Origin of the sequence: Brevibacterium aurantiacum (assembly GCF_003932995.1) — a bacterium.
GTDB classification, from domain to species: Bacteria; Actinomycetota; Actinomycetes; order Actinomycetales; family Brevibacteriaceae; genus Brevibacterium; species Brevibacterium aurantiacum.
Genome location: NZ_CP025333.1, coordinates 341,357 through 361,736, shown reverse-complemented (window position 1 = coordinate 361,736; position 20,380 = coordinate 341,357). Strand labels below are relative to the sequence as shown.

General features: G+C 62.1%; 21 protein-coding genes. 9 read left to right on the top strand and 12 right to left on the bottom strand.

Going from position 1 to position 20,380, the window contains the following annotated elements; all coding sequences use genetic code 11:
* Positions 1–13: 13 nt before the first annotated feature.
* Positions 14–952: a LysR family transcriptional regulator gene (locus CXR25_RS01680; RefSeq protein ID WP_009883511.1), complete on the bottom strand. Its 939-nt coding sequence runs from the start codon at positions 950–952 to the stop codon at positions 14–16.
* 96 nt (positions 953–1,048) lie between these two features.
* Here CXR25_RS01680 and lgt point away from each other — a divergent pair, with 96 nt between their 5' ends.
* The gene (gene lgt, locus CXR25_RS01675) at positions 1,049–1,972 is read left to right on the top strand and encodes a prolipoprotein diacylglyceryl transferase (protein ID WP_009883510.1); all 924 of its coding nucleotides are present in this window, start codon (positions 1,049–1,051) and stop codon (positions 1,970–1,972) included.
* Between the two features lie 351 nt (positions 1,973–2,323).
* Here lgt and CXR25_RS01670 read toward each other — a convergent pair whose 3' ends face one another.
* Positions 2,324–3,520 (bottom strand): pyridoxal phosphate-dependent aminotransferase, encoded by a 1,197-nt coding sequence (locus CXR25_RS01670; protein WP_009883509.1) that lies wholly within the window; start codon positions 3,518–3,520, stop codon positions 2,324–2,326.
* 214 nt (positions 3,521–3,734) lie between these two features.
* Between CXR25_RS01670 and CXR25_RS01665 the strand changes: the two genes are divergently transcribed.
* Positions 3,735–4,475, top strand: coding sequence for an N-acetyltransferase (locus tag CXR25_RS01665; protein WP_029417128.1), 741 nt, complete (start codon positions 3,735–3,737; stop codon positions 4,473–4,475).
* Between the two features lie 191 nt (positions 4,476–4,666).
* Here the strand turns inward: CXR25_RS01665 and CXR25_RS01660 are convergent, their stop codons facing one another.
* Positions 4,667–6,178, bottom strand: coding sequence for an aldehyde dehydrogenase family protein (locus tag CXR25_RS01660; RefSeq protein WP_009883507.1), 1,512 nt, complete (start codon positions 6,176–6,178; stop codon positions 4,667–4,669).
* Between the two features lie 74 nt (positions 6,179–6,252).
* Positions 6,253–7,344, bottom strand: coding sequence for a zinc-binding dehydrogenase (locus CXR25_RS01655; RefSeq protein ID WP_101557100.1), 1,092 nt, complete (start codon positions 7,342–7,344; stop codon positions 6,253–6,255).
* 254 nt (positions 7,345–7,598) lie between these two features.
* Here CXR25_RS01655 and CXR25_RS01650 point away from each other — a divergent pair, with 254 nt between their 5' ends.
* Complete coding sequence (locus CXR25_RS01650) at positions 7,599–9,266, top strand: sigma-54-dependent Fis family transcriptional regulator (protein ID WP_162619305.1); 1,668 nt, start codon at positions 7,599–7,601, stop codon at positions 9,264–9,266.
* A gap of 38 nt (positions 9,267–9,304) precedes the next feature.
* Here the strand turns inward: CXR25_RS01650 and CXR25_RS01645 are convergent, their stop codons facing one another.
* The gene (locus CXR25_RS01645) at positions 9,305–9,691 is read right to left on the bottom strand and encodes a cupin domain-containing protein (RefSeq protein WP_029417126.1); all 387 of its coding nucleotides are present in this window, start codon (positions 9,689–9,691) and stop codon (positions 9,305–9,307) included.
* 138 nt (positions 9,692–9,829) lie between these two features.
* On the opposite strand from CXR25_RS01645, the gene CXR25_RS01640 reads away from it, so the two are divergent.
* From CXR25_RS01640 to CXR25_RS01630, 4 genes are all read left to right on the top strand, one after another.
* On the top strand, positions 9,830–11,284 hold the full coding sequence (locus CXR25_RS01640) for an NAD(P)/FAD-dependent oxidoreductase (RefSeq protein ID WP_096158043.1): 1,455 nt from the start codon (positions 9,830–9,832) through the stop codon (positions 11,282–11,284).
* Positions 11,285–11,329: 45 nt separating this feature from the next.
* Positions 11,330–11,458, top strand: coding sequence for a hypothetical protein (locus CXR25_RS19110; protein ID WP_276330398.1), 129 nt, complete (start codon positions 11,330–11,332; stop codon positions 11,456–11,458).
* Positions 11,455–12,367, top strand: a protein-coding gene (locus CXR25_RS01635) for an IS5 family transposase (RefSeq protein WP_236850497.1) whose coding sequence is annotated in 2 segments (ribosomal slippage) — positions 11,455–11,826 and positions 11,828–12,367 — 912 coding nt in all. Because the reading frame shifts where the segments join, the coding sequence is not laid out codon by codon here. The genes CXR25_RS19110 and CXR25_RS01635 overlap by 4 nt, the downstream gene beginning before the upstream one ends.
* A gap of 18 nt (positions 12,368–12,385) precedes the next feature.
* The gene (locus tag CXR25_RS01630) at positions 12,386–13,474 is read left to right on the top strand and encodes a pyridoxal phosphate-dependent aminotransferase (protein ID WP_125240330.1); all 1,089 of its coding nucleotides are present in this window, start codon (positions 12,386–12,388) and stop codon (positions 13,472–13,474) included.
* Positions 13,475–13,504: 30 nt separating this feature from the next.
* Here CXR25_RS01630 and CXR25_RS01625 read toward each other — a convergent pair whose 3' ends face one another.
* Positions 13,505–14,557, bottom strand: a complete 1,053-nt coding sequence (locus CXR25_RS01625) for an XRE family transcriptional regulator (protein ID WP_096146919.1) — start codon at positions 14,555–14,557, stop codon at positions 13,505–13,507.
* Positions 14,554–15,204: a hypothetical protein gene (locus CXR25_RS01620; protein WP_125240329.1), complete on the bottom strand. Its 651-nt coding sequence runs from the start codon at positions 15,202–15,204 to the stop codon at positions 14,554–14,556. Before CXR25_RS01620 ends, CXR25_RS01625 begins: the two co-directional genes overlap by 4 nt.
* A 54-nt stretch (positions 15,205–15,258) precedes the next feature.
* On the opposite strand from CXR25_RS01620, the gene CXR25_RS01615 reads away from it, so the two are divergent.
* A complete protein-coding gene (locus CXR25_RS01615; protein ID WP_096159466.1) occupies positions 15,259–15,942 on the top strand; it encodes an NAD(P)H-binding protein in 684 nt (227 codons plus the stop codon).
* A gap of 18 nt (positions 15,943–15,960) precedes the next feature.
* Here the strand turns inward: CXR25_RS01615 and CXR25_RS01610 are convergent, their stop codons facing one another.
* From CXR25_RS01610 to CXR25_RS01595, 4 genes are all read right to left on the bottom strand, one after another.
* Positions 15,961–16,602 (bottom strand): RraA family protein, encoded by a 642-nt coding sequence (locus CXR25_RS01610; RefSeq protein WP_125178524.1) that lies wholly within the window; start codon positions 16,600–16,602, stop codon positions 15,961–15,963.
* A 5-nt stretch (positions 16,603–16,607) separates the two neighbouring features.
* On the bottom strand, positions 16,608–17,006 hold the full coding sequence (locus CXR25_RS01605; RefSeq protein WP_125177792.1) for a RidA family protein: 399 nt from the start codon (positions 17,004–17,006) through the stop codon (positions 16,608–16,610).
* Positions 17,003–18,412, bottom strand: a complete 1,410-nt coding sequence (locus tag CXR25_RS01600; protein WP_233429385.1) for an MFS transporter — start codon at positions 18,410–18,412, stop codon at positions 17,003–17,005. The genes CXR25_RS01605 and CXR25_RS01600 overlap by 4 nt, the downstream gene beginning before the upstream one ends.
* Before the next feature lie 230 nt (positions 18,413–18,642).
* A complete protein-coding gene (locus CXR25_RS01595) occupies positions 18,643–19,275 on the bottom strand; it encodes a homing endonuclease associated repeat-containing protein (RefSeq protein ID WP_241212366.1) in 633 nt (210 codons plus the stop codon).
* A 169-nt stretch (positions 19,276–19,444) separates the two neighbouring features.
* On the opposite strand from CXR25_RS01595, the gene CXR25_RS01590 reads away from it, so the two are divergent.
* Positions 19,445–19,702 (top strand): hypothetical protein, encoded by a 258-nt coding sequence (locus CXR25_RS01590; protein ID WP_125240327.1) that lies wholly within the window; start codon positions 19,445–19,447, stop codon positions 19,700–19,702.
* Between the two features lie 38 nt (positions 19,703–19,740).
* Here CXR25_RS01590 and CXR25_RS01585 read toward each other — a convergent pair whose 3' ends face one another.
* On the bottom strand, positions 19,741–20,355 hold the full coding sequence (locus CXR25_RS01585; protein WP_125240326.1) for a small multidrug efflux protein: 615 nt from the start codon (positions 20,353–20,355) through the stop codon (positions 19,741–19,743).
* Positions 20,356–20,380 lie beyond the last annotated feature (25 nt).

Sequence of the window (20,380 nt, the reverse complement as noted above, 5' to 3'; positions counted from 1 at the left end):
GCCCGGGATCAATTCAATCTATGAGTGGCTCTTCGCTCTCATTCGAACCGAGGATCTCCCGCGTCAGTTCGCTGAATGCGCGGGCCCGTCTGCTCAGGCGCACGTCTTTGGGCCAGATCATGGCGAGGTCGATGCTGGGGAAGTCATCGAGCAGCGGCACGTCGACGGTCTTCGATCCGATGTAGGTTCCCGAGGACACGGACTGGCTCAGCAGCGAATACCCGTGCCCCATCGCGACGAAGGATCGCACGGTCTCGTAGCCGGCGAAGCTGTGTCGCACGTTCGGAGCGATCCCGGCGATGCGGAAGAGCTCGTCGTAGTACTGCCGTGAGAACGGAAGATCGAGCTGGATGTAGTTCTCCTCTGCCAGCTCGCTCAGATGGATGGGTCGCGGCCCATCAGCTCCCCCGCCGAGGCGGTGCTCCAGGGAGACGAGGGCGTGCGGCCGGACGACGTCGATGAGGTAGGTATCGAAGCGTTCGGTCAGTCCCAGCGTGTAGGTCAGTGCGATATCACATTCCCCGGCGATGACCGCGGTGTGCAGTTCATGGAGGTCGGCTTCGAAGTAATTGACTCTCACGTCGGGGTAGCGTTTCTCGAACTCCGCGTGGATGAGCGGCAGTCGGGTCGGGGCGATGGGCGAGAAGACCCCGACCGTGAGATTGCCGCTCAGCGACTGGGCCAGTCCGTGCGCGGTCTCTCCCAGAGCGTCGGAGGATTCGAGGAATGGATTGACCTCGAAGAGGAAGCGTCTGCCTGCGGGTGAGAGCACCACGGAACGATTCTTCTGGCGGATGAACAGGTCGATGCCCAGGGTCCGCTCGAGCTGGGCCATGGCCGTCGAGATCGCCGACTGGGTGACGTTGAGATGCTTGGCCGCCTCGGTCATGTTCTCCCTGCGGGCAACTTCTTGGAAGTACCGGAGTTGGACGAGAGTGAAGTCGAGGGCCATAGACGCAATCATCCCACTCGACGGCACAGACACCTCTCAATCGGTGCACGGCCAATGGAATGTCTCTTCAGGGGGTCGAGGAAATAGACTTGCATCGTGCTTGCCAACCTTGCGGTCGATGACCTGCCCACGCTGCCCCACGACATTCTGGCCTCCATCCCGAGTCCGAGCGTCTCCAGCTTCCACTTGGGCCCCCTGACGATCCACTTCTACGCGCTGTGCATCCTCGCCGGCATCGTCATCGCCATCGTGCTGACCAACCACCGGCTGGTCAAGCGCGGCGTGCCCGATTGGGAGGTCCTCGACATTGCGACCTTGGCCGTCCCCATGGCCATCGTCGGCGCACGGATCTATCACGTCATCACCCATTACACGGACTACTTCGGCCCTGGGCGCAATCCGTGGAACCCTTTCGAGCCCGGTTCCGTGTGGGCGATCTGGGAGGGCGGAATCGCCATCTTCGGTTCGCTGATCGGCGGCACCCTGGGCGCGCTGATCATGTGTCGCCGGCTCAACATCAGACTCTCAACGCTCCTCGATGCCATCGCCCCCGGGCTGATTCTCGCCCAGGCCTGCGGACGATTCGGCAACTGGTTCAACCAGGAGCTTTTCGGTCAGCCGACGACTCTGCCCTGGGGTCTGGAGATCGATCCGAACAATTCGGCCTTCCCTCCAGGACTGCCCGTCGACACTCTCTTCCACCCCACGTTCCTCTACGAAGTGGTGTGGAACAGCCTGGGCGCGCTGGTCCTGATGTGGCTGGGACGCCACGTGTTCTTCCAGTGGGGACGCCTCTTCGGCATGTATCTCGTCTGGTACGGCGCCGGCCGCATCGTGTGGGAGTCCATCCGTCTCGACCCCAGCTTCGTCGTCCTCGGCCTGCGCACCAACGTATGGGCAGCGATCGGCGCTGTTGCCCTGGGTCTCCTCATCATCGGAGTCCAAAGGCTGCGCCACCCCGAGCCCGAGGAGTCTCCGTTCATCAAGGGCCGGGAAGTTGAGCCGGAACCCGCGGACTGAGCAGATCTCGCAGAACCCGGCCGACGACGGGCCTCGCCCATATCACTGCGTACTGCAGACCCCCGTCATAGTGGACTGCAGACCCCCGTCATAGTGGACTGCAGACCCCCGTCATAGTGGACGCGCGTTCGACCCAAGGCGATTTTTCGCACGCGAGTCCACTATGACGGATTGCGGGAAGGCCCGGGACGCCGTGCGCCGTGCGCACACCCCGTGCACACACGCCGTGCGCCTGCGCTGATGCGCCCGCTGGAGCGCCGGCATTGCTGCACCCGCTGCAGCGCCCGGCTGTTGCGCCTGCGGTGTTGCGCCTCGAGCAGAGACAGGAGCGAGGACTCCTCGCTCCGGCCCTTACCCCTGCGCCAGCCAGTCGCGCAGCTTACCCAGGCCCTCGGTGATGTCGTTCTCGCCGATGCCCGAGTAGGCGAGGCGGATGTAACTCCGGTCTTCCCAGTCCTGCCGTCTGCCGAAGTGCTCGCGGGTGCAGAAGGAGACTCCCGTGTTGTGCAGGGCTTCGGTGGAGAACTCGGACAACGTCGCGATCCCCTTGGCTTCCATCGCCTCGGTGACATCAGGGAATACATAGAACGTCGAGCCGGGAACGGCCACGCTCATGCCTGGGATTGAGTTGATGATCGAGCATGTGGCGTCGCGACGTTTGCGCAGCACCTCGAGCATCCGACCAACTTCGTCCTGCGGTCCCTGCAGAGCGGCGATGCCTGCCCATTGGACGTAGTGAGTGGTGCACGATTCGTCGTTGGTGTTCAGCGTCGAAATCACCTCGGCGATCTCACGCGGGGCGACCGCGCAGCCCAACCGTGACCCGGTCATCGCGAATTTCTTGCTGAATGTGTAGAGGATGACGGTGCGCTCACGCATGCCCTCAAGTGCGGCGATGGACTTCGACCGACCCTTGTAGCGCATCTCGAAATAGGCCTCGTCAGAGAGGACCCAGAGGTCGAACTCCTGTGCGATCGCTGCAATTGCTTCGCGTTCGGCCTCGGTCGATTCCGCCGAGATCGGGTTCTGCAGGTCGTTGTAGATGATGGCTACGGTCTTGTCATCGATGGAGGCCCGCAGGTGGTCGAGGTCGATGGCGAACCCGTCGGCGGTGGGCACATACCGGTAGGGAAGCGCGTTTCCGCCGAGGTACTCGATCTGGGATTCGTAGATTGGGAACCCGGGGCTGGGGTAGAGGACGCCGTCGCCGGGGTCCATGACGACCTGGAGGAATTTCGTGATCACCGGCTTGCCACCGGTCGTGACGACCACCTCGGCGGGGTCGATCGTCACGCCACGTCGTTTCCCGATATCGTCAGCCAGTGCCGCGCGCAGCTCCGGAATTCCGGGGCCGGGGCAGTAGCCGGTCTTGCCGTCCCGGATCGCCTTGTCCATCGCCTCGACGATGTGGGGCGCCATGGGGAAATTGAGATCGCCGAGGTGGAAGGGATAGACCTCATTGCCGCGGGCTTTCCATTCGGCGGCGTCCTGGGCGACCCGGAACGAGGTCTCGGTGCCCAGATTGCCAAGGCGTTGAGCGGTCTTCATTGTCGGCTCCTTCAAACGGGTGGGATGACGGTCCTGGTGAGCGGTGTACTCACACCGCCCGATCTTCGTCTCTTCCCTCACGATAGATCACCGTAACCTCGAATGTCAGCGGCGACCGGACAGTCAGTTCAGGGCCAATCCGCTTCGCCCAACGACCAGGAACCACAGGTCGATGCCGAGGAACGCTTTTGGAAGGCTGCCTAGACTGGCGACCATGAATCTCACAGTTTCCACCTTGGCTCAGCGCCCGGACCTCAAAGACGAGCTCCTCAACCTGGAGAATACGTGGCCGGAATTTATCCGGCACGATCCTCTCGGCAACCTCTACTATCATCGGGACATTCTCGCCCAGTTCGCCGATCACCTAGTCATCGCCCACACCTCGGCGGACGGGATCGTGGGCAAGGCACATGCGATCCCCTTGCTTTTCCAAGGTGAGCGCCTGCCAGAAGACGGATGGGACGGGGCGATCCGACGCGGAATCCAGACGAAGGTCCTAGGTGAGGTGCCGAACATGTTGGCCGCGCTCGAGATCTTCGTACGATCTGACAAACAAGGGCTGGGGTTGTCCGGCAGGATCCTCGACGCGTTACGACAGCATGCAAAGGACCAGGGATTCGCCGAGGTAGTCGTTCCGGTCCGCCCCAATGGCAAGAACGACATCCACGATCCGATGCCTTCCTACGCTTATCGCACGAGGGAGGACGGGCTGCCCGTCGACCCCTGGCTGCGCACCCATATTCGCGCCGGCGGGACGATCGAGGGAATCGCGCACCGCTCGATGGTGATCGCCGGAACTCTTGAGGAATGGCGGAACTGGACCGGTCTGCCTATGGATACCTCGGGACCGGTCGAGGTTTCCGGGGCGCTGACACCTGTGCTCTGCGATATCGAGCACGGCAACGCGGTCTACATCGAGCCGAACGTGTGGGTGCGGCACCGTACCAGAGTGTAAAGGGTTGGTCCCTTGGTTCAGGCTCTCTGCATTCTGACGATCCGATTCTTCGGCGCAGACATCACATACGCAGAGCCGCCAACGAAGAATTTTCGATGGCGGCTCTGCGTCGAATTGTGCGCTCAGCAAGACAGTGCCGATGTGAACCGCGGAACCTGACAACGGACCTGTCTCATTGGAGCTGCACGGAATCAGAGCGCCATAGTCACAGACTTCACCTGTGTATAGAGCTCAATGCTCTCAGGCCCGAGCTCACGTCCCCAACCCGACTGGTGGAACCCGCCGAACGGAAGTGCACTATCGAGTGCATGGTAGGTATTGACCCACACCGAGCCGGCATTCAACCTGCTTGCGACTCGATGTGCCCGGCTGAGGTCTGTGGTCCACAGTCCCGCCGCCAGTCCGTATTCGCTCTTGTTGGCAGCCTTGATCACTTCGCTCTCGTCGGAGAAAGGAATTGAGACAGCAACCGGCCCGAAGATCTCTTCTCGCACGATCGACATGTCTTCGGTCGTGTCCGTGAAGACAGTCGGTTCCACGAAGTAGCCTGAATCGCCGTGGCGATTGCCGCCCACCAACGCGTGCGCTCCCTCTTCCTTACCCGCATTGAGGTAGCCGACAACCCTGTTCAGCTGTTCTTCCGACACCAGCGGAGTGATCGCAGATTCGGGATCGTTGCCCGGGCCTACCTTCAAGGTCCGCACCTGTTCGGCCAGGGCTTGGTTGAACTCGTCATAGATCTTTTCGTGCACATAGACTCGGGTACCGGCTTCACACGCCTGGCCCGAGTTCAGCGTGAAGCCTTGTAGGACCCCACCCACAGCGCTGGGGATGTCCGCGTCTTCGAAGACAATGTTCGGAGATTTGCCTCCGAGCTCGAGCGACACCTTCTTAAGATTGCCTGAAGCTGCGTTGACGATCTTCTTTCCGACCTCGGTCGAGCCGGTGAATGCCATTTTGTCTACATCCTCGTGACCCGACAGTGCAGCTCCTGCGTCCCCGTACCCGGTGACGATGTTGACGACTCCAGCAGGGACACCGGCCTCAACCATGATCTGGCCGAGGAGCAAAGCTGTCAGCGGTGTCTGCTCTGCCGGCTTGAGGACGAGAGTGTTACCAGTGGCGAGCGCGGGAGCGATCTTCCACGCGGCCATGAGCAACGGGAAGTTCCACGGAATGATCTGACCGCAGACCCCAACAGGCTCACGCCGAGTATAGGAATGAAATTCGACTTCGGTCGGAGCCAACAGCATGGAGGGGTTGTTCGTTGCTCCTTGGATCTTCGACGGCCACCCTGCATAGTAGCGGAAGCAGTCTGCGGCGGCGCGCACGTCGAAGGCATGGGCGATGCCGATCGGTTTGCCGTTGTCCAGGGATTCCAATTCCGCGAAATCTTCTACTCGTTCCACGATCGCTTGGGAGATCCGCCACAGCAGATCTTCGCGCAGATTGGGCCGCAGCCGAGCCCAAGAGGTTTCCTCGAAGGCGGTGCGGGCCGCTTTGACCGCATGGTCGATGTCTTCCGGTCCTCCTCGCGGAACCTCAGCGAGGACGTCCCCGGTGGCGGGATCATAGGTGGTGAAGGTTTGCCCGGAAACGGAGTCACACCATTCGCCGTTGATCAGCATCTTCTGAGGCTGCTTGAGGAACTTGCTGATCTGGGGTGACTGGACCGTCGTTCGGGTCTCAATTGTTGGACTCATGATGACCTCTCTCCGACCGGCCCTGCTGGCCAGTCTGTGTTCGTGTAACGTCCGAAAAACACTCTCGATTCGCCTCAGAATGAGGTGATGATGGAGCGGATGACTTCGCCCTTCTTCAGCATCTCGTAGCCTTCATTGATCTCGCTCAGAGAGATCTCGCGGGTGACCAGGCCATCGAGTTCGAATCGACCTTGGACGTACATGTCCGCGTACAGCGCTATATCTCGTTTGACGTTGGTCGAGCCCATCAGCACGGCCTGCAGGCTCCTCTGCGCGAACAGATCAGCCAGAGATGAGTCGAACGAGGTGGTGGCACCGGGAGGGGCGATTCCGATGAGGTAGGCAGTTCCACCCGGACGAGTCATCTCCTGCACCTGTCGCTGAGTGGCACTGATTCCGATGACTTCGAAGGCATGGTCGACGCCCCCAGTCAGCTCTTGGATGGCAGCCACTGCATCCGTCTCAGCCGAATTGATGACATCGGTGGCGCCGAACTTCTTCGCCGCTTCAAGTTTGCTGTCGACGATATCGACTGCGATGACGTTCTTGGCACCGCAGAGCCTGGCACCGCTGATGGCGTTGAGGCCGATTCCGCCGGTCCCGACCACCGCTACTGTGTCGCCGGGTCGGATGTGAGCGGTATTGATCGCAGCACCGGCACCCGTGACCACCGAGCATCCGAGAAGTGCGGCCTGGGGGAATGGAATCTCGTTATTGACAACGGCCAGCTGATTCTCATGCACAAGCACCTGTTCGGCAAAGCCGCCGACGTTGACCGACTGAGCGATCGCAGACCCATCGGCGAAGGAGATCCGGGGACTCTCATCTTCCCCACGAGAGACGGCGCCAGGGTTCAGACACAAGGTGCTGTGGCCAGCCAGGCACTCGGCACAGGCACCGCAGAATGGGATCAGGCAGGCGACGACGTGGTCACCGACTTTCATGCTCGTCACCCCGGATGCGACAGATCTGACCACTCCGGAGATCTCGTGACCGCCGACAGCTGGCAGTGGCATTCCGTAGTCGTGGTCGATGAGGTGGAGGTCAGAGTGGCACAGCCCTGAGGCTTTGACGTCGACGAGCACTTCGCGCCCTCGGGGGTCGTCGATCTGTATATCGTGGGTAGTGAATTTGCCGCCCACCTCGGTGGCCAATGATGCTTTCATCGGAATTTCCCTTCTCGGTTTCTGATGTGGACCATCGACCACTGCGAGCTGCAACGGTGCGATGGCTCTTGTCCAGGCTAGGGTCGAACCGATATGAACAAGCGTCCACATATGAAACACTCTGCATACGTCCGCCTGCTCAGCTGCGCCAGTCCATTTCGGACCTATCATCGGACTGCTTGTGCCGGACACTCTTGTGAGATAGGTTTCAAAAGCACGACGAGATGAAGAAGTCTTATGCCCTTGGAGGTCACGTGCCGCAAGTTACATCGCGCAGAAGCGAAGTGGACTTTGCATGGAAGCGCTCGCAGCTGTGTGGTGTCACCCACGACTCTCTTCCGGAGAACCTCACAGACACGACGAACCTCTTCCCTGCGAAAACCGCGCTGCTTCGCGCCGCAGGCGCCACCTTGAGCGCTGTCGGCGATGAGCTCGCCGGGTTGGATCTGTCTCTGCTGGTGGCAGATCGTTCGGGCCTTCTCGTGCAGACGGTCGGCGGAGCACAGTCCCGGATCGGGGCGCAGGTCGAACAACGCGGGCTGATTGCCGGCGCAGACCTCAGCGAAGAGAAGCTCGGCTTCAACGGCATCGGAACCGCACTGGAGACAGGTCGCGGAATCACCGTCGACGGCGACGAACACTTCGTCGAAGCATTTCGCGATTTCTCCTGCTTCGGCATCCCCATCATCCACCCCGGCAGCAAGAGGCTCGAAGGCGCGCTCAATGTCACCGCTCCGACCGAATCGACTACTTCTCTGCTCGAGGGTTTCGGCCGAACGATGGTGCATCAGATCGAGCAGCAGCTCCTGCAGAACACGTATCACGACGAGTACTCTCTGATGTCCGAATTCCTCCAGGCTTCCCGAGGCACAGATCAGGCGGTCTGTGCCATCGGCGATGAGACCGTGATGAGCAATCAGAAGGCCGAGGGGCTTCTCGAACACATCGACTATGGCGTGCTCCGGAGCACGATTGCCGAGGCACGCCTCGCACGCTCGTCCCAGGCTTCCATCGCAGTCGCCTCCGACCGCCTCGTCGCAGTGGATATCCGTTACATTCGATCCGGCGGAGAAATTCTCACGCTGCACCCTCTGTGGCAGAAGAAGGCGACGATTCCTCGCGGTCGCCCACGCGCGAATATGGCCGGAGAGGTGTGGGGAGGCCGTTTGAAAGCGGTGCAGGGGCGTTCGGGCTCAGTCGCGGTAGTCGGAGAGCCGGGCACCGGCAGAACCAGCGCGGCCCGCGAGGCATCCCGCCCTCTCGAGCCCACCCTCATCGATTGCGTTGACTTACAGACTGCTGGCGCTCAGGTGTGGTCCAAACGTCTGCAGAAGGCAGTGGGCGCCACCACCGGAGCACTCATCATCGACAATATCGATCTTCTGCCGACGGCACAGCTCAGTTTTCTCCGCCAGCTGGTCAGCGACGATGCTTCCAGTGCCCGAATCGTCATCACCGCGGATTCTCACGCTCAAGAGGCAGACGGGCGTCTTCGCTCGGTTCTGTCAATGGCAGATCAATACGTGGAGCTCCCCCCGTTGAGAGAACGAGTAGCCGAGTTTCCGATCCTCATCGAGGCGATGGCGCAGAAGATTGCCAGCAAGAAACGCTTCACATTCTCTGCAACCGCATCACAGGGACTGGCCCGAGCACATTGGCCCGGCAATTTAGTGCAGCTCCGAAAAGTCCTCATGCAGGTGTTGGCCGAGCGAGCCAGCGGGCAGATCACCCTATCCGACCTGCCCGAAATCTATCGACGCGATCAGAATCAGCCTCTCTTCGGATTGGATCGGGCCGAACGCGCGGCGATCGTCGAAGCCATGGCAGCTGCGGAAGGCAACAAGAACCAGGCCGCCCGAGCGCTGGGAATGAGCCGAACGACTCTTTACCGGCGTCTGCGGAGCTTGAAGATCGAGTACTAGTACCGACAAGCCCGCGGCACGGTGTTCTGGGCTTCGGCTCAGCCCTCGCTCGGAGCGATGAACAACTTCCGCAGCGGTGCCTCGTCGACACACCAGCGGGTCTTCATCCCGTCCTCAAGCCGGACCAGCGACCCCGGTCCCAATTCAACCGGAGCCAATGCGGGTTCGTCGAACTCGATCCGGCCGGTGCCGCTGATGACGAGGAAGACTTCCTCACCTTCGACGTCGCGCATCGCCCCGGCGCCCATCTCCCACAGCCCGTATTCGGCTCCGGCAATCGTGCCCAGCTCTGCGAACGCGGTAGTTGCGTCCGGGGCCGTATTTCTTCCCGTCGCCGAGGCAGTCGCATCCGCCCGCTGCCAGTCCTCGATGGGCCCGTGGTCGAGAGAATAGTCGTGGGTGCTGATCGGCTCCATTGCGCTCATGGAATCAGTGTATCCAGCAGCCGGATCGATCGCGCTCCGTGATTTATGAAACCATCCCAGGGCCGCACGGATTCCATATGGCAATACGCCACCCCGCAACCATTTACTTAGCTCCAGCGGTGGGATAGAACTGATTCCATGTCCTACCTCAACGGCGAGGCCTCCCATTGGCTGACCCAGTCACCGCCCGAGACCACCTCTCCCTCCCCACTTCCCACCGCAAAACAGGACCTCACCATCGTCGGCGGCGGCATGACCGGACTGTGGTCGGCCTACTATGCGAGGCAGGCCCACCCCGACTGGCAGATCACCATCGTCGAGGCCAAGCACATCGGCTACGGCGCGTCGGGCCGCAACGGCGGCTGGCTCTCGACATTGCTGCCGGGCAACAGAGCCAAATACGCCGAGGCGGTCGACCGTGCCCGCACTGCTGATCCCACCGGCCCGGTCGGCTCGGCAGGACTGACTGGAGTCGAATCCGTGAGGTCCTTCCAGTCCGCTCTCTTCGACTCGATCGACGAGGTGCTCGAAGTCCTGGAACGGGAGAACATCGACGCCCATCAGGTCCGCGGCGGTCACATCGATATCGCCCAATCCGAGGCCGGAATGTCCAGGCTGCGCGAACTCTTCGACGGCGACGAACAGTACGGGTACGGGCCGGAGGACATGCAGTTCCTCGATGCCGAGGCGACCAAAGCACACATCAACGTCGACAACGCTCGCGGCAGTGTCTTCTTCCCGGGCACCGCGCGCATCGATCCGGCCCTGCTCACACGTGGACTGGCCGACGTCCTCCGGAAGCAGGGTGTCACGATCTGCGAAGACACCTCGGCGGGTCATATCGGCAAGGGCGTCGTCGCCACCGATCGGGGGCCTGTCACCAGTGACACGATCTTCGTCTGCATCGAGGGCTACTCGGACACCGTCACTGGCGACCTGCCCGGGCTGGAAGGACGTCAGGTCATTCCCGTGTTCTCGTCGATGATCGCGACCAACCCGCTGCCGGCTGAAGCGTGGGAGGAGATCGGCTGGGACGGGCGGGAATGCCTGGGCGACACAGCGCACACCTTCATCTACGCTCAGCGTACTGACGATGATCGGATCGCGCTGGGCGGTCGCGGTGCACCCTACGAGTTCGGATCCGGTCTGCCGGGTGACGGCCAAGTCCCCGCCGAGGTGGTCGATGCGTTGAGTGCGCGCCTGTCCTCGCTCTTCCCCGACCTTGAGCTCGAGGTCGCCCATGCGTGGCGCGGCGCCTTGGGCGTGACTCGGGACTGGTGCGCAGGCATCTTCTTCGATACCGACCAGCGCATCGGTGTAGCCCGCGGCTATGCCGGTCATGGGGTGACGGCCACGCATCTGGCGGCGAAGACCCTGCTCGACCGGGCCTCGGGAGCCGCCACGCCGCTGACCGGACTGCCCTGGAACGATCATTTCTCCGGTCAGTGGGAGCCCGAGCCCATCCGCTGGCTGGGCATCCGCTCGATGTACAAGATCTTCAACATCGCCGACGAATGGGAACGCATCACCGGGGCGAAGAAGACGAGCCTCCTCGCCCAGTTCGGCTCCCGCCTGGCCGGGCTCCACGAATAGACCCGGCCCAACCAACGTGGCTCCACACAGAAGTACGAGGAATCAATGACACATGAGTACCGCCGCATCGCCCCGATGGCCCAGACCTACCCAGCCTCGAACATCCGCAAGATGTTCAACCTAGGGCGTGTCTCCTTTATTGACCATTCCAGGACTGGCACGGTGGAGACGTGACTACACAGCAACGACACCGAGTCTTCACTGATGAGCAGTGGGAGAAGATCGAACCACTCCTGCCCTCAAACGTCGGCAAAAGAGCCCGACCGTTTGAGAACAACCGGCGAATCGTCGAAGGAATCGTCTACCGCTACCGCGCTGGCATCGCCTGGCGTGACCTGCCGCGCGAGCATTTCGGGCCGTGGCAGACAGTATGGAAACGTCACCGCCGCTACGCCGCCGACGGCACCTGGGACCGAGTCTTAGCTCGGGTGCTTTCCGATGCTGATGCTGCCGGTGACATCGATTGGAACATCTCCGTCGATGGCACCATCAATCGTGCTCACCAGCACGCGACGAACACGACACGCCTCGATCAGGACACAGGGGGCTACGTCGAATTACAAAAATCTGCCTGATTCGGAATGTGAACCCGCCGGGCACGGCATCGGTCGCTCACGTGGTGGGCTGACGACGAAGATCCATCATGCCGTCGACGGCAAAGGCCGGCCTTTGGCTGTCGTGGTCACCGGCGGACAGCGCCACGACGGGGTGATCCTGCCGCAGGTGCTGGCTGACATTCGAGTACCGCGGGTCGGCGGTGGTCGTCCTCGCACGTGTCCGGACGCTGTTCTGGCGGATCGAGCGTATGGGTCCAGAGCCAACCGCGACTATCTGCGTTCGCGTGGTATTCGGGCGGTGATCCCGGAGAAGAAAGACCAGATCGCGACTCGTAAGAAGCGCGGTAGCAAAGGTGGGCGGCCGCCGGCGTTCGACGCCGGTGTCTACCGGAACCGCAACGTGGTGGAGCGTTCGTTTGCCTACGTCAAGCAATGGCGGGGGTTAGCGACGAGATACGACAAGCTCGCCATCACCTATCGAGCGGCCGTCGTGATCAGCGCGATCCTGACATGGCTCCGCCAATAAAGGAGACATGCCCTAGCCTTGGACTACCCAGAGGCCGTGAAGCTGACGGTCGGCGAGCCGGACTTCAATACTCCCGCGCACATCAAGGCCGCCGGCATCCGCGGGATCGAGAACAATCAGACTCGGTACGTGGCCAACGCCGGCATCCCACCGCTGCGCACGGCGATCGCGGCGAAGTACGCCGGCCGGTGGAATCGCGAGGTCACGGCCAACAATGTCATGGTCTCCTTCGGTGCGATGGAGGCGCTGACTTTCGCCCTCGACGTCACCGTCTCCCCTGGTGAAGAGGTCATCATCCCCGATCCCAGCTTCCCGAACTATGTGGGACAGATCCACCGCCTCGGCGGGGTGGCGGTTCCAGTGCCGGTCACGGAGGACAACGACTTCAAATTCCGCGCCGAGGACGTTCGATCGGCTATCACCGACAAGACCGCGGCGATCATCATCAACAGCCCGTCGAACCCCTTGGGCTCGGTCATGGACCGGGCCGAATTGGAGACGATCGCGGATCTGGCCGAGGAGTTCGGCTTCACGGTCATCTCCGACGAGGTCTATGACCAGATCACCTTCGACGATGCCCAGTTCACCTCCATCGCCGACGTGCGCCCTGGCTTCGATCGGTTCCTCGTTGTCAACAGCTTCTCGAAGACCTACGCGATGACCGGGTGGCGCTGTGGATTCGTCATCGGGTCGGTCGATCTCATCGCGCCGATGGCCTTCCTCCAGGAGGGAATCACCTCGAGCCTTCCCGGGTTCGTGCAGGAAGCGGCACTCGCAGCGATCGAGGGCCCGCAGACCGACGTCGACATGATGGTGCAGTCCTATGCGCAGCGCCGCGACCTCATCACCGAGCGCATTGCGGGCATCGACGGCATCAGCATGCTGCGCCCCGAGGCCACGTTCTATGCCTTTGCCAACATCAAGGACTGGGGACTGACCTCGTGGGAGGCGGCCACCGCTCTTCTGGAGAACCACGGGTTGGCAACGATTCCCGGCTCGGCATTCGGGGCTCAGGGTGAGGGCTACCTGCGACTGACGTTCTCCGTCGCCCCGGAGACCATTGAGACGGCCTGCGATCGGATCGCCGACTTCGCCGCGACGCGGTAATGCCTGCCGACACCTGTGACCCGGTGAAACTCAGACCGAGCTCAAGTGGCGACCCGATTGAGGCAGGAACACGTCAGGCACCGCATCCCTCGCGTAACCGGTCAAGTCTGCGAAGTCGTCGTTGGTCAAACCCGCCGATCTGAACTGAGCGACGAGACCTGACACCAGCCTCGGCGACTCCACTGGGACACGGTCTTCCTCTGGCTCTTCTGTGCGCCACCCTTTGCGGCTGATCTGCCGGTAGAAATTCTGCCGATCGGTTCCGCTCGCCAGACCAAGGCGAAATGCCCTCTCGAAGATGGCCTGCATAGAGACTCCCCACTCGAGCTTGAGAGCCAAGAGATTGGGCAGCTTCAGCGTCTTCAGCTGGTGACGGATCTCCGCCTCCGGCATTAGGAACTCGGCTGCGAACTCATTGGCCTGGGCTTCAACGTCGATCATCTCGTCATCGACATATCCGTCTGCGTGCATGACAAGATGCCCCAGCTCATGAGCCAACGTCAGGCGCTTGCGCGAAGGCGAGGACCAGGAGTTGACGATGACCAGCGGATAGTCGGAGACCCACTGCGAAAGACCATCGATTCGATGAGTGCCCAGGTCGAGTTCACAGACAATCGTTCCCGCTGTCTCCATCAGGTCCACCACAGACCTCACTGGCCCAAGTGGCACGCGCCAAGCTGTACGAACTCGACGAGCAGCCTCCGCCGGTTTTGTGAACTGATAATCGAAGGTCGGCACATGGGTTGCCGTCTGCAAAGGCGCGCGTTCGGTGAGCATCGACATATGCATCCGGAGCTCGTTCAGTTTCGCTTCGGCAGACTTCCACATCGACACCTTGGTCGACGACTGGCGGCGCATATGCGCTGACACTCCGATGGCGGCACGCATGCGAAATTCCTTGACGAGGAACGCCGGGGTGACACCAAGCTCGCCGGCAATCCTGCGGATTTCAGAGTCCTCAGGCGTCCTGGCCCCCGAAATATATCGGGAAACAGTGGCCTGAGCAGCACCGATCGCCAACGCGAGATCAGCCTGAGTCAGGCCTCGTGCGCGCATCAGTGTCTCTATGACTTCGCCTTTCACAGTTCGTCAGTTCCAGTCTCTTCGTCGCTGTCGACGAGGCCACTGAGATCCAGTTCAGGCATAGAAGTCTCGTAGACGTCTTCCACCCGGATCGTCGCCGGGCGCTCAACTTCGCGCTCGAGTGTGACGGCCCACAGGACTCGACTATCAAGTGACTCTCGATAGGAGATGACGGCAGGACCGATTCGCCCATCCATCCACTTGTACCCGACAGCCAGATGCGTCACCTCAAGCCCATCGAGAGGAAGAGTCGGCTCATACCAACGTTTCGCCCCTTCGGTGGGGAATGCAGCGATGACGTCCCCCGCCCGGTGGCGCTTCACGCGAAGTTTGAATGAGTTCATCCATCCGATCTCACGTACCGGCTCGTCGTCAATGATCGTTGACTCAGGGGACGCGTCGATTCGACGAACGAGTTCTGCCCACACTCGCTCGTGGATGAAGCTGCTGATGAATCGCTGCGTGAATGTCGGAAACCAGGCGGGTCTGAAATCCTGGAAGTCACCCAGGTCAATGCGGGCTTGATCGACCGAATCGATCAGGGCAGTCTGAAATTCGTGCCCAACTGCGTCAAGAATCTCGTGTCCATTTTTCGCCGAAATCATACCAGTAAATATACCACCGCATTCGGAATACTGAGCCGACATCCGGACTTACACCAGGGAACCAATAGAACGCACTCCACCATTTGAGAGGCAGACATGTCGACTATCACGATCATCGGCGGCCACGGAAAAGTTGCGATGCTTGCGGCACCGCTGCTCAACAATGCCGGGCACACGGTCCGTTCGGTCATCCGCAAGGAGGAGCAGTCCTCCGAAATCGAGGCGGCGAACGCCACGCCTGTCGTCGCCGATGTCGAAAACCTCGACACCGATGCCATCGCCGAGGTGCTGGCCGGCAGTGACGCGGTTGTCTGGTCCGCCGGTGCTGGCGGATCGGGTGAGGACCACACATGGGCGATGGATCGCGATGCCGCCATCCGCGTGATGGATGCAGCCCAGAAGTCGGGTATCCGCCGCTTCGTGATGGTCTCATACTTCAATTCCCGGCTCGTCGACGGCGAAGTTCCCGGCGTCGAGAAGGGCGACGGAATGTACGCCTACTACAACGCGAAGTCACAGGCCGACGAACATCTGCGCACGAAGACCGACCTCGACTGGACGGTCCTCGGCCCCTCAGTTCTGACCCTCGAACTTGCGACACAGAAGATCACCGTGGACAGCGCCGGCGAGACCCGCGACCTGGACGTGCCCTCGACGTCTCGCGACAACGTCGCACATGTCATCGCCGCAGCCATTGCCGAGCCCGCGAGCTTCGGTAAGACGCTGAACTTCCACGACGGTGACACCCCCATCGCCGAGGCGGTCGCTCAGGGAGTCTGAGATCTGACCGTTCCCCGGTCACCCCGGCAGTAGCTCCCGCAGGTCCTCCCCCGCGGCAATTCGCGCGAGAAGTGCTGGTTCGCCCCAGTCGGAGGCCAGCGCCGCCTGCAGGACCTCATTCCCCGGGCCCGTCGGTGGCAGTACAAGCACTCCCTGCCGGTCACCGAGAACCAGATCACCGGGGCGGACTGTGACGCCGTCGATCTCGCAGTCAAGGACATCATCGCCGAGGCTGCCGGTACGTTTCGTCGTCCGCGCGATCAGTCCGGTGGCGAAGACCGGGAGCCTGTCCTGCACGTTGCGCAGCGCAGCGGCGTCGGTGACGGGTCCGTCGACGACGATGCCTGCGGCACCCTGGGCGATCGCGGCCGCCGCCGTGACCGCCCCGACCGGCGCGTGGAGGCCGCTGGCGACCCGGATGACGAGAACGTCACCCGGCCTCAGTGCGTGCAGTGCGCGGTTGACGGCGAGCGCATCGGGTTCGCGCAGATCGAGGGTTCTGGCCGGGCCGACCATCTGCGGCCCTTCGTTGATCGGCACCATGCGGGGAGTGCAGAATCCGTCTTCGAGGAAGTGACCGAGCGTCGGGAGCTCGACCTCTCTCAGTGAGGCGATCAGTTCCTCGGAGGCCAACTCCTCACAGTCCAGGTCCACCGCCATACCGCTCACGCCCCACCCGCTGCTTCGGAAGAATCGCTGACAACCGCGACACATTCGACCTCAAGCGAGATGTCCCAGATGGAGACGCACACGGTGGTCCGTGCCGGTTTGGCCTCTCCGAAGAAGTCCGCATAGACACGGTTGAATGGTTCCCGTTGTTCCGGCGCGGTCAGATAGGCGTTGACCTTGACGACCTGGTCGATGCCGCTGCCGGCGGTTTCCAGAACCGATCGCAGGTTGCCCAGGCACGTCCTCACCTGGTCTTCGAACGCTTCAGGCGTGATGCCGTCGGCAGCGAACGGAACCTGACCTGTGGTGAAGACGAATCCGTTGGCGACGACGGCCTGCGAGTACGGGCCGATACTCGGGGCCAAACCCGGGGCTGTTTCAATGTGGCGGATCATCGGTTCTCCACCCCCACCTCGGCGGTGGTGTCAGCGTTGACTCCGGCCTCGGCGGTATCGGCACGGTCGATGCTCTGCAGGCGGTTTTCGGTGAGCAGGAACAGGGCGATGAGTGACAGGACCGCGGAGCCGGCGATGTACCAGGCCATCGAGTCGGACTTGCCGGTGACGTCGAGCAGCCACACGGTGATCGCGGGGGTGATTGCCGAGCCCAGCAGGCCCGAGAGCATGTAGGACACGGACAGTCCGGAGTAGCGGATCTTCGCGCCGAAGAGCTCGGCGAGGAAGGTCGCGATCGGTCCGTAGTTCGCGCAGAAGGCGATCATCATCAGCCCGTAGGCGAGGAAGACTGCGGCGGGACTGCCGGTGTTCATGAGCCAGAAGAACGGGAAGGCGAGGATGACTTCGCCGGCGATTCCTGCGGCGATGATCGGGCGCCGTCCGACCTTGTCGGAGAGGCGGCCGAAGACCGGGATGAAGATGAGTCCGATGATGCAGGCGACAAGGACGACCCAGAGCATGAAGTTGCTCGACAGCCCCTTTTCCTGGGTTCCGTAGTTGACGCCGGAGGCAACCATGAGCGTGAATGTTGACCCGGTCGACAGGGTAGCGACGCCGCCGAGGATGACGGGTTTCCAGTAGTGGCGCATGAGGTGGGCGAAGGGCAGTTTGGCCTTCGCACCCTGTTCGCGGACCTGCTGGAAACTCGGGGTCTCTTCGATGTTGAGGCGAATGTAGATGCCGACGGCGACAAGCAGCACGGAGGCGATGAACGGAACCCTCCAGCCCCAGGAGATGAGCGCTTCCTCGGACACGAGACCGGTGACGATGAGGAAGGCGAGGTTGGCCAGCAGCGTACCCACGGGGACTCCCACCTGGACCATCGACCCGTACCAGCCTCGACGCTCCTCGGGTGCGTGTTCGACGGTCATGAGAACCGCTCCGCCCCATTCGCCACCGAGTGCCAGCCCTTGGATGATGCGCAGGGTGAGCAGGATGAACGGTGCGGCGATGCCGATCGTGTTGAAGTCGGGGACCAAGCCGATGGCCAGGGTTGCACCACCCATGACGAGGAGGGAGACGAGCAGCATCGACTTGCGTCCGAGGCGGTCGCCGAAGTGTCCGAACAGGACCGCTCCCACCGTGCGCGCCAGGTAGGCGGCGGCGAAGGTGAGGAACGCGAGGATCGTGCCCAAAGCCGGTGAGAGTTCGGGGAAGAACACCTGGTTGAACACCAGCGCCGAGGCGGTGCCGAAGAGGAACAGGTCGTACCATTCCACGGTGGTGCCGATGACGCTGGCGGTCGCGATCTTGCGCATCTTCGCGCGATCGAGGCGAGCGCTGGCGGCTGTGCCGGTGCCCGAGTTGTCGACGGATCCGTCGTCGGTGCGAGTGGGCGAACTCATGGTGGTGCCTCCAGAAGGGCAGATGAACAGTGAACGAAGTGACTGTCATCACTCTTCCGTGCGGGCACTCCCGCGACAATGACGATTCACACCAGTGTCGTTGCCGAAATTGTGTATTTGCACATTTGCGGTGTTGGGCCGCCCGTGTGCCACCCGCTACCCGAACCTGCAAGACCACTCCACCTGCACCGCGCTTTTGCAGGTTCGGGTAGCCGATGGCGACCGGTGACTCACCCCGCCGAGGCGAGCGCTGCGTTCCAGCTTCCGTAGAACTTCCGTACCGCCGCGGCCGAGGGCACTTCACCCTTGTGTTCGGCGGCGTATTCGCCGTAGGCCTTGTAGGTGGCGCCGAGATCACGGTCGTCGCAATCAGCGACGAACATGGCGATGGCTTTGTCGTAGGCGGCCTCGTCGAAGCGCAGTTGACCGCGAGCTCTGCCACTCGAGCTGGTCGCCAGGCCCGCGGCCTTGAGCGCGTCGTTCCAGGAACCGAATCGCTGGACTGCCGTCTGGCTGGTCGGTGGCCACACGCTCGCGCCCTTGATTGAGGCCACGCCCAGGTGTGCGAGAACTGCAGTGCGCTGCTTTTCGTATTTCGCTGCGGTCAGCGACACCGCCTCGGCCTGACTCCGCACGCACGAAATGGAGTCGGACACCTCGGCGAGGGCCTTCTTCACACCCGGCTCGTCGGACAGCTGATTGCGGAGGGCCACCTCAACCTCGGCGAGGATCTCGCGGTCCTTGGGACCGAGCGCGGACGGAGACGTCGAGCGCAGGTATCCACCCGTGGCAGCGATGAAGAGCAATGCCCCGAGCACGGCAGGCGAGGAGATATGAGTCTTGTCAGCAGCGAAATCAGTCATCCCTGCCATCTTACGCGGCAGATGTAGGAGAAGGATCGGTCGTTCCAAGCTGGTCACACCGCGTGCCGAACCAGGTACATCGATCGTCTCACCTAGACAAGGATCGACTTTAGAGTCAGTCGTATTCCCGGCCGACCGGCTGGGAAAAACTCTGAAGAAGGAGACTGCGATGAGGATGAAAAGAATGCTCGGGATCGGAGTGACCTCGCTCGTTTTGGCCTCGGTGAGCGTGGTCGGCGCCAGTCCAGCGCAAGCGGGCACGAGCAAAACCACCTACGGCTACTACCCGACCCTCGAACGGTGCGAGCAGTGGGTGTTGGGCAGATCCCTCGCCCAAAAGTTCCAGGGCAGGAAGGTGATCAAGAAGCAGTGCTACGTCGTCCGTCCGGGTGAGAAATATATGGGCGTGGTCACCTCCATCGGCTGAGGACCACTGGACGATCGGCGCCTGCCCACCGAAGATGTTCACCCGGCGAAGACAGCGAGTGCTCCGGTGGCGATGAGTGTGGTCAGGGTCGTCCAGGCTGCGATGGCGATCCCTTGCCAGAGCAGGATCCAGGAGGTCTTGACGCCTGCGCTGACCAAGATCGTCGAGGTGATCTGGGTGGGGATGGCCAGGGGGCCGAGCAGGCTCGCGCCCGGGACTCCGAAGCGGTTGAGGAAGCGTTTGAACTTGATGCGGCCCTTCGATTCGGGCTTCTTTTCGACAGGTGGCTGGTCTAGGAACCTCGCTTCACCCTCCGCCGTTGTGCTCGAATCGGCAGGTGTGCTCTCGTCGGCAATGGCTGCTCCGGGCCCTCCGACCCCAACGGGAATGCTCTCCCGAGTTCGGCTCCGGCGAGTGACCACGGCCCTGCGTGCCCGGGCACCGAGCAACACGATGACGGTGACGCAGACGAAGTTGCCGATGGCCCCGGCGAGGCCTGCGACGATCGGGTTGAGTCCGGCCCACACGCCGATGACGGCAGAGATCTCCCCTTCGACGAAGGGCACTGCGCCGGCGAGCGCGATGATGAGCGGTTGCAGGAGGTCGGGGACGTGGGAGGCGAGGTCCTGGAAGAAGGTGATGACGGTGTTCATGATGTCCTCTGGAAGTAGTCCGATT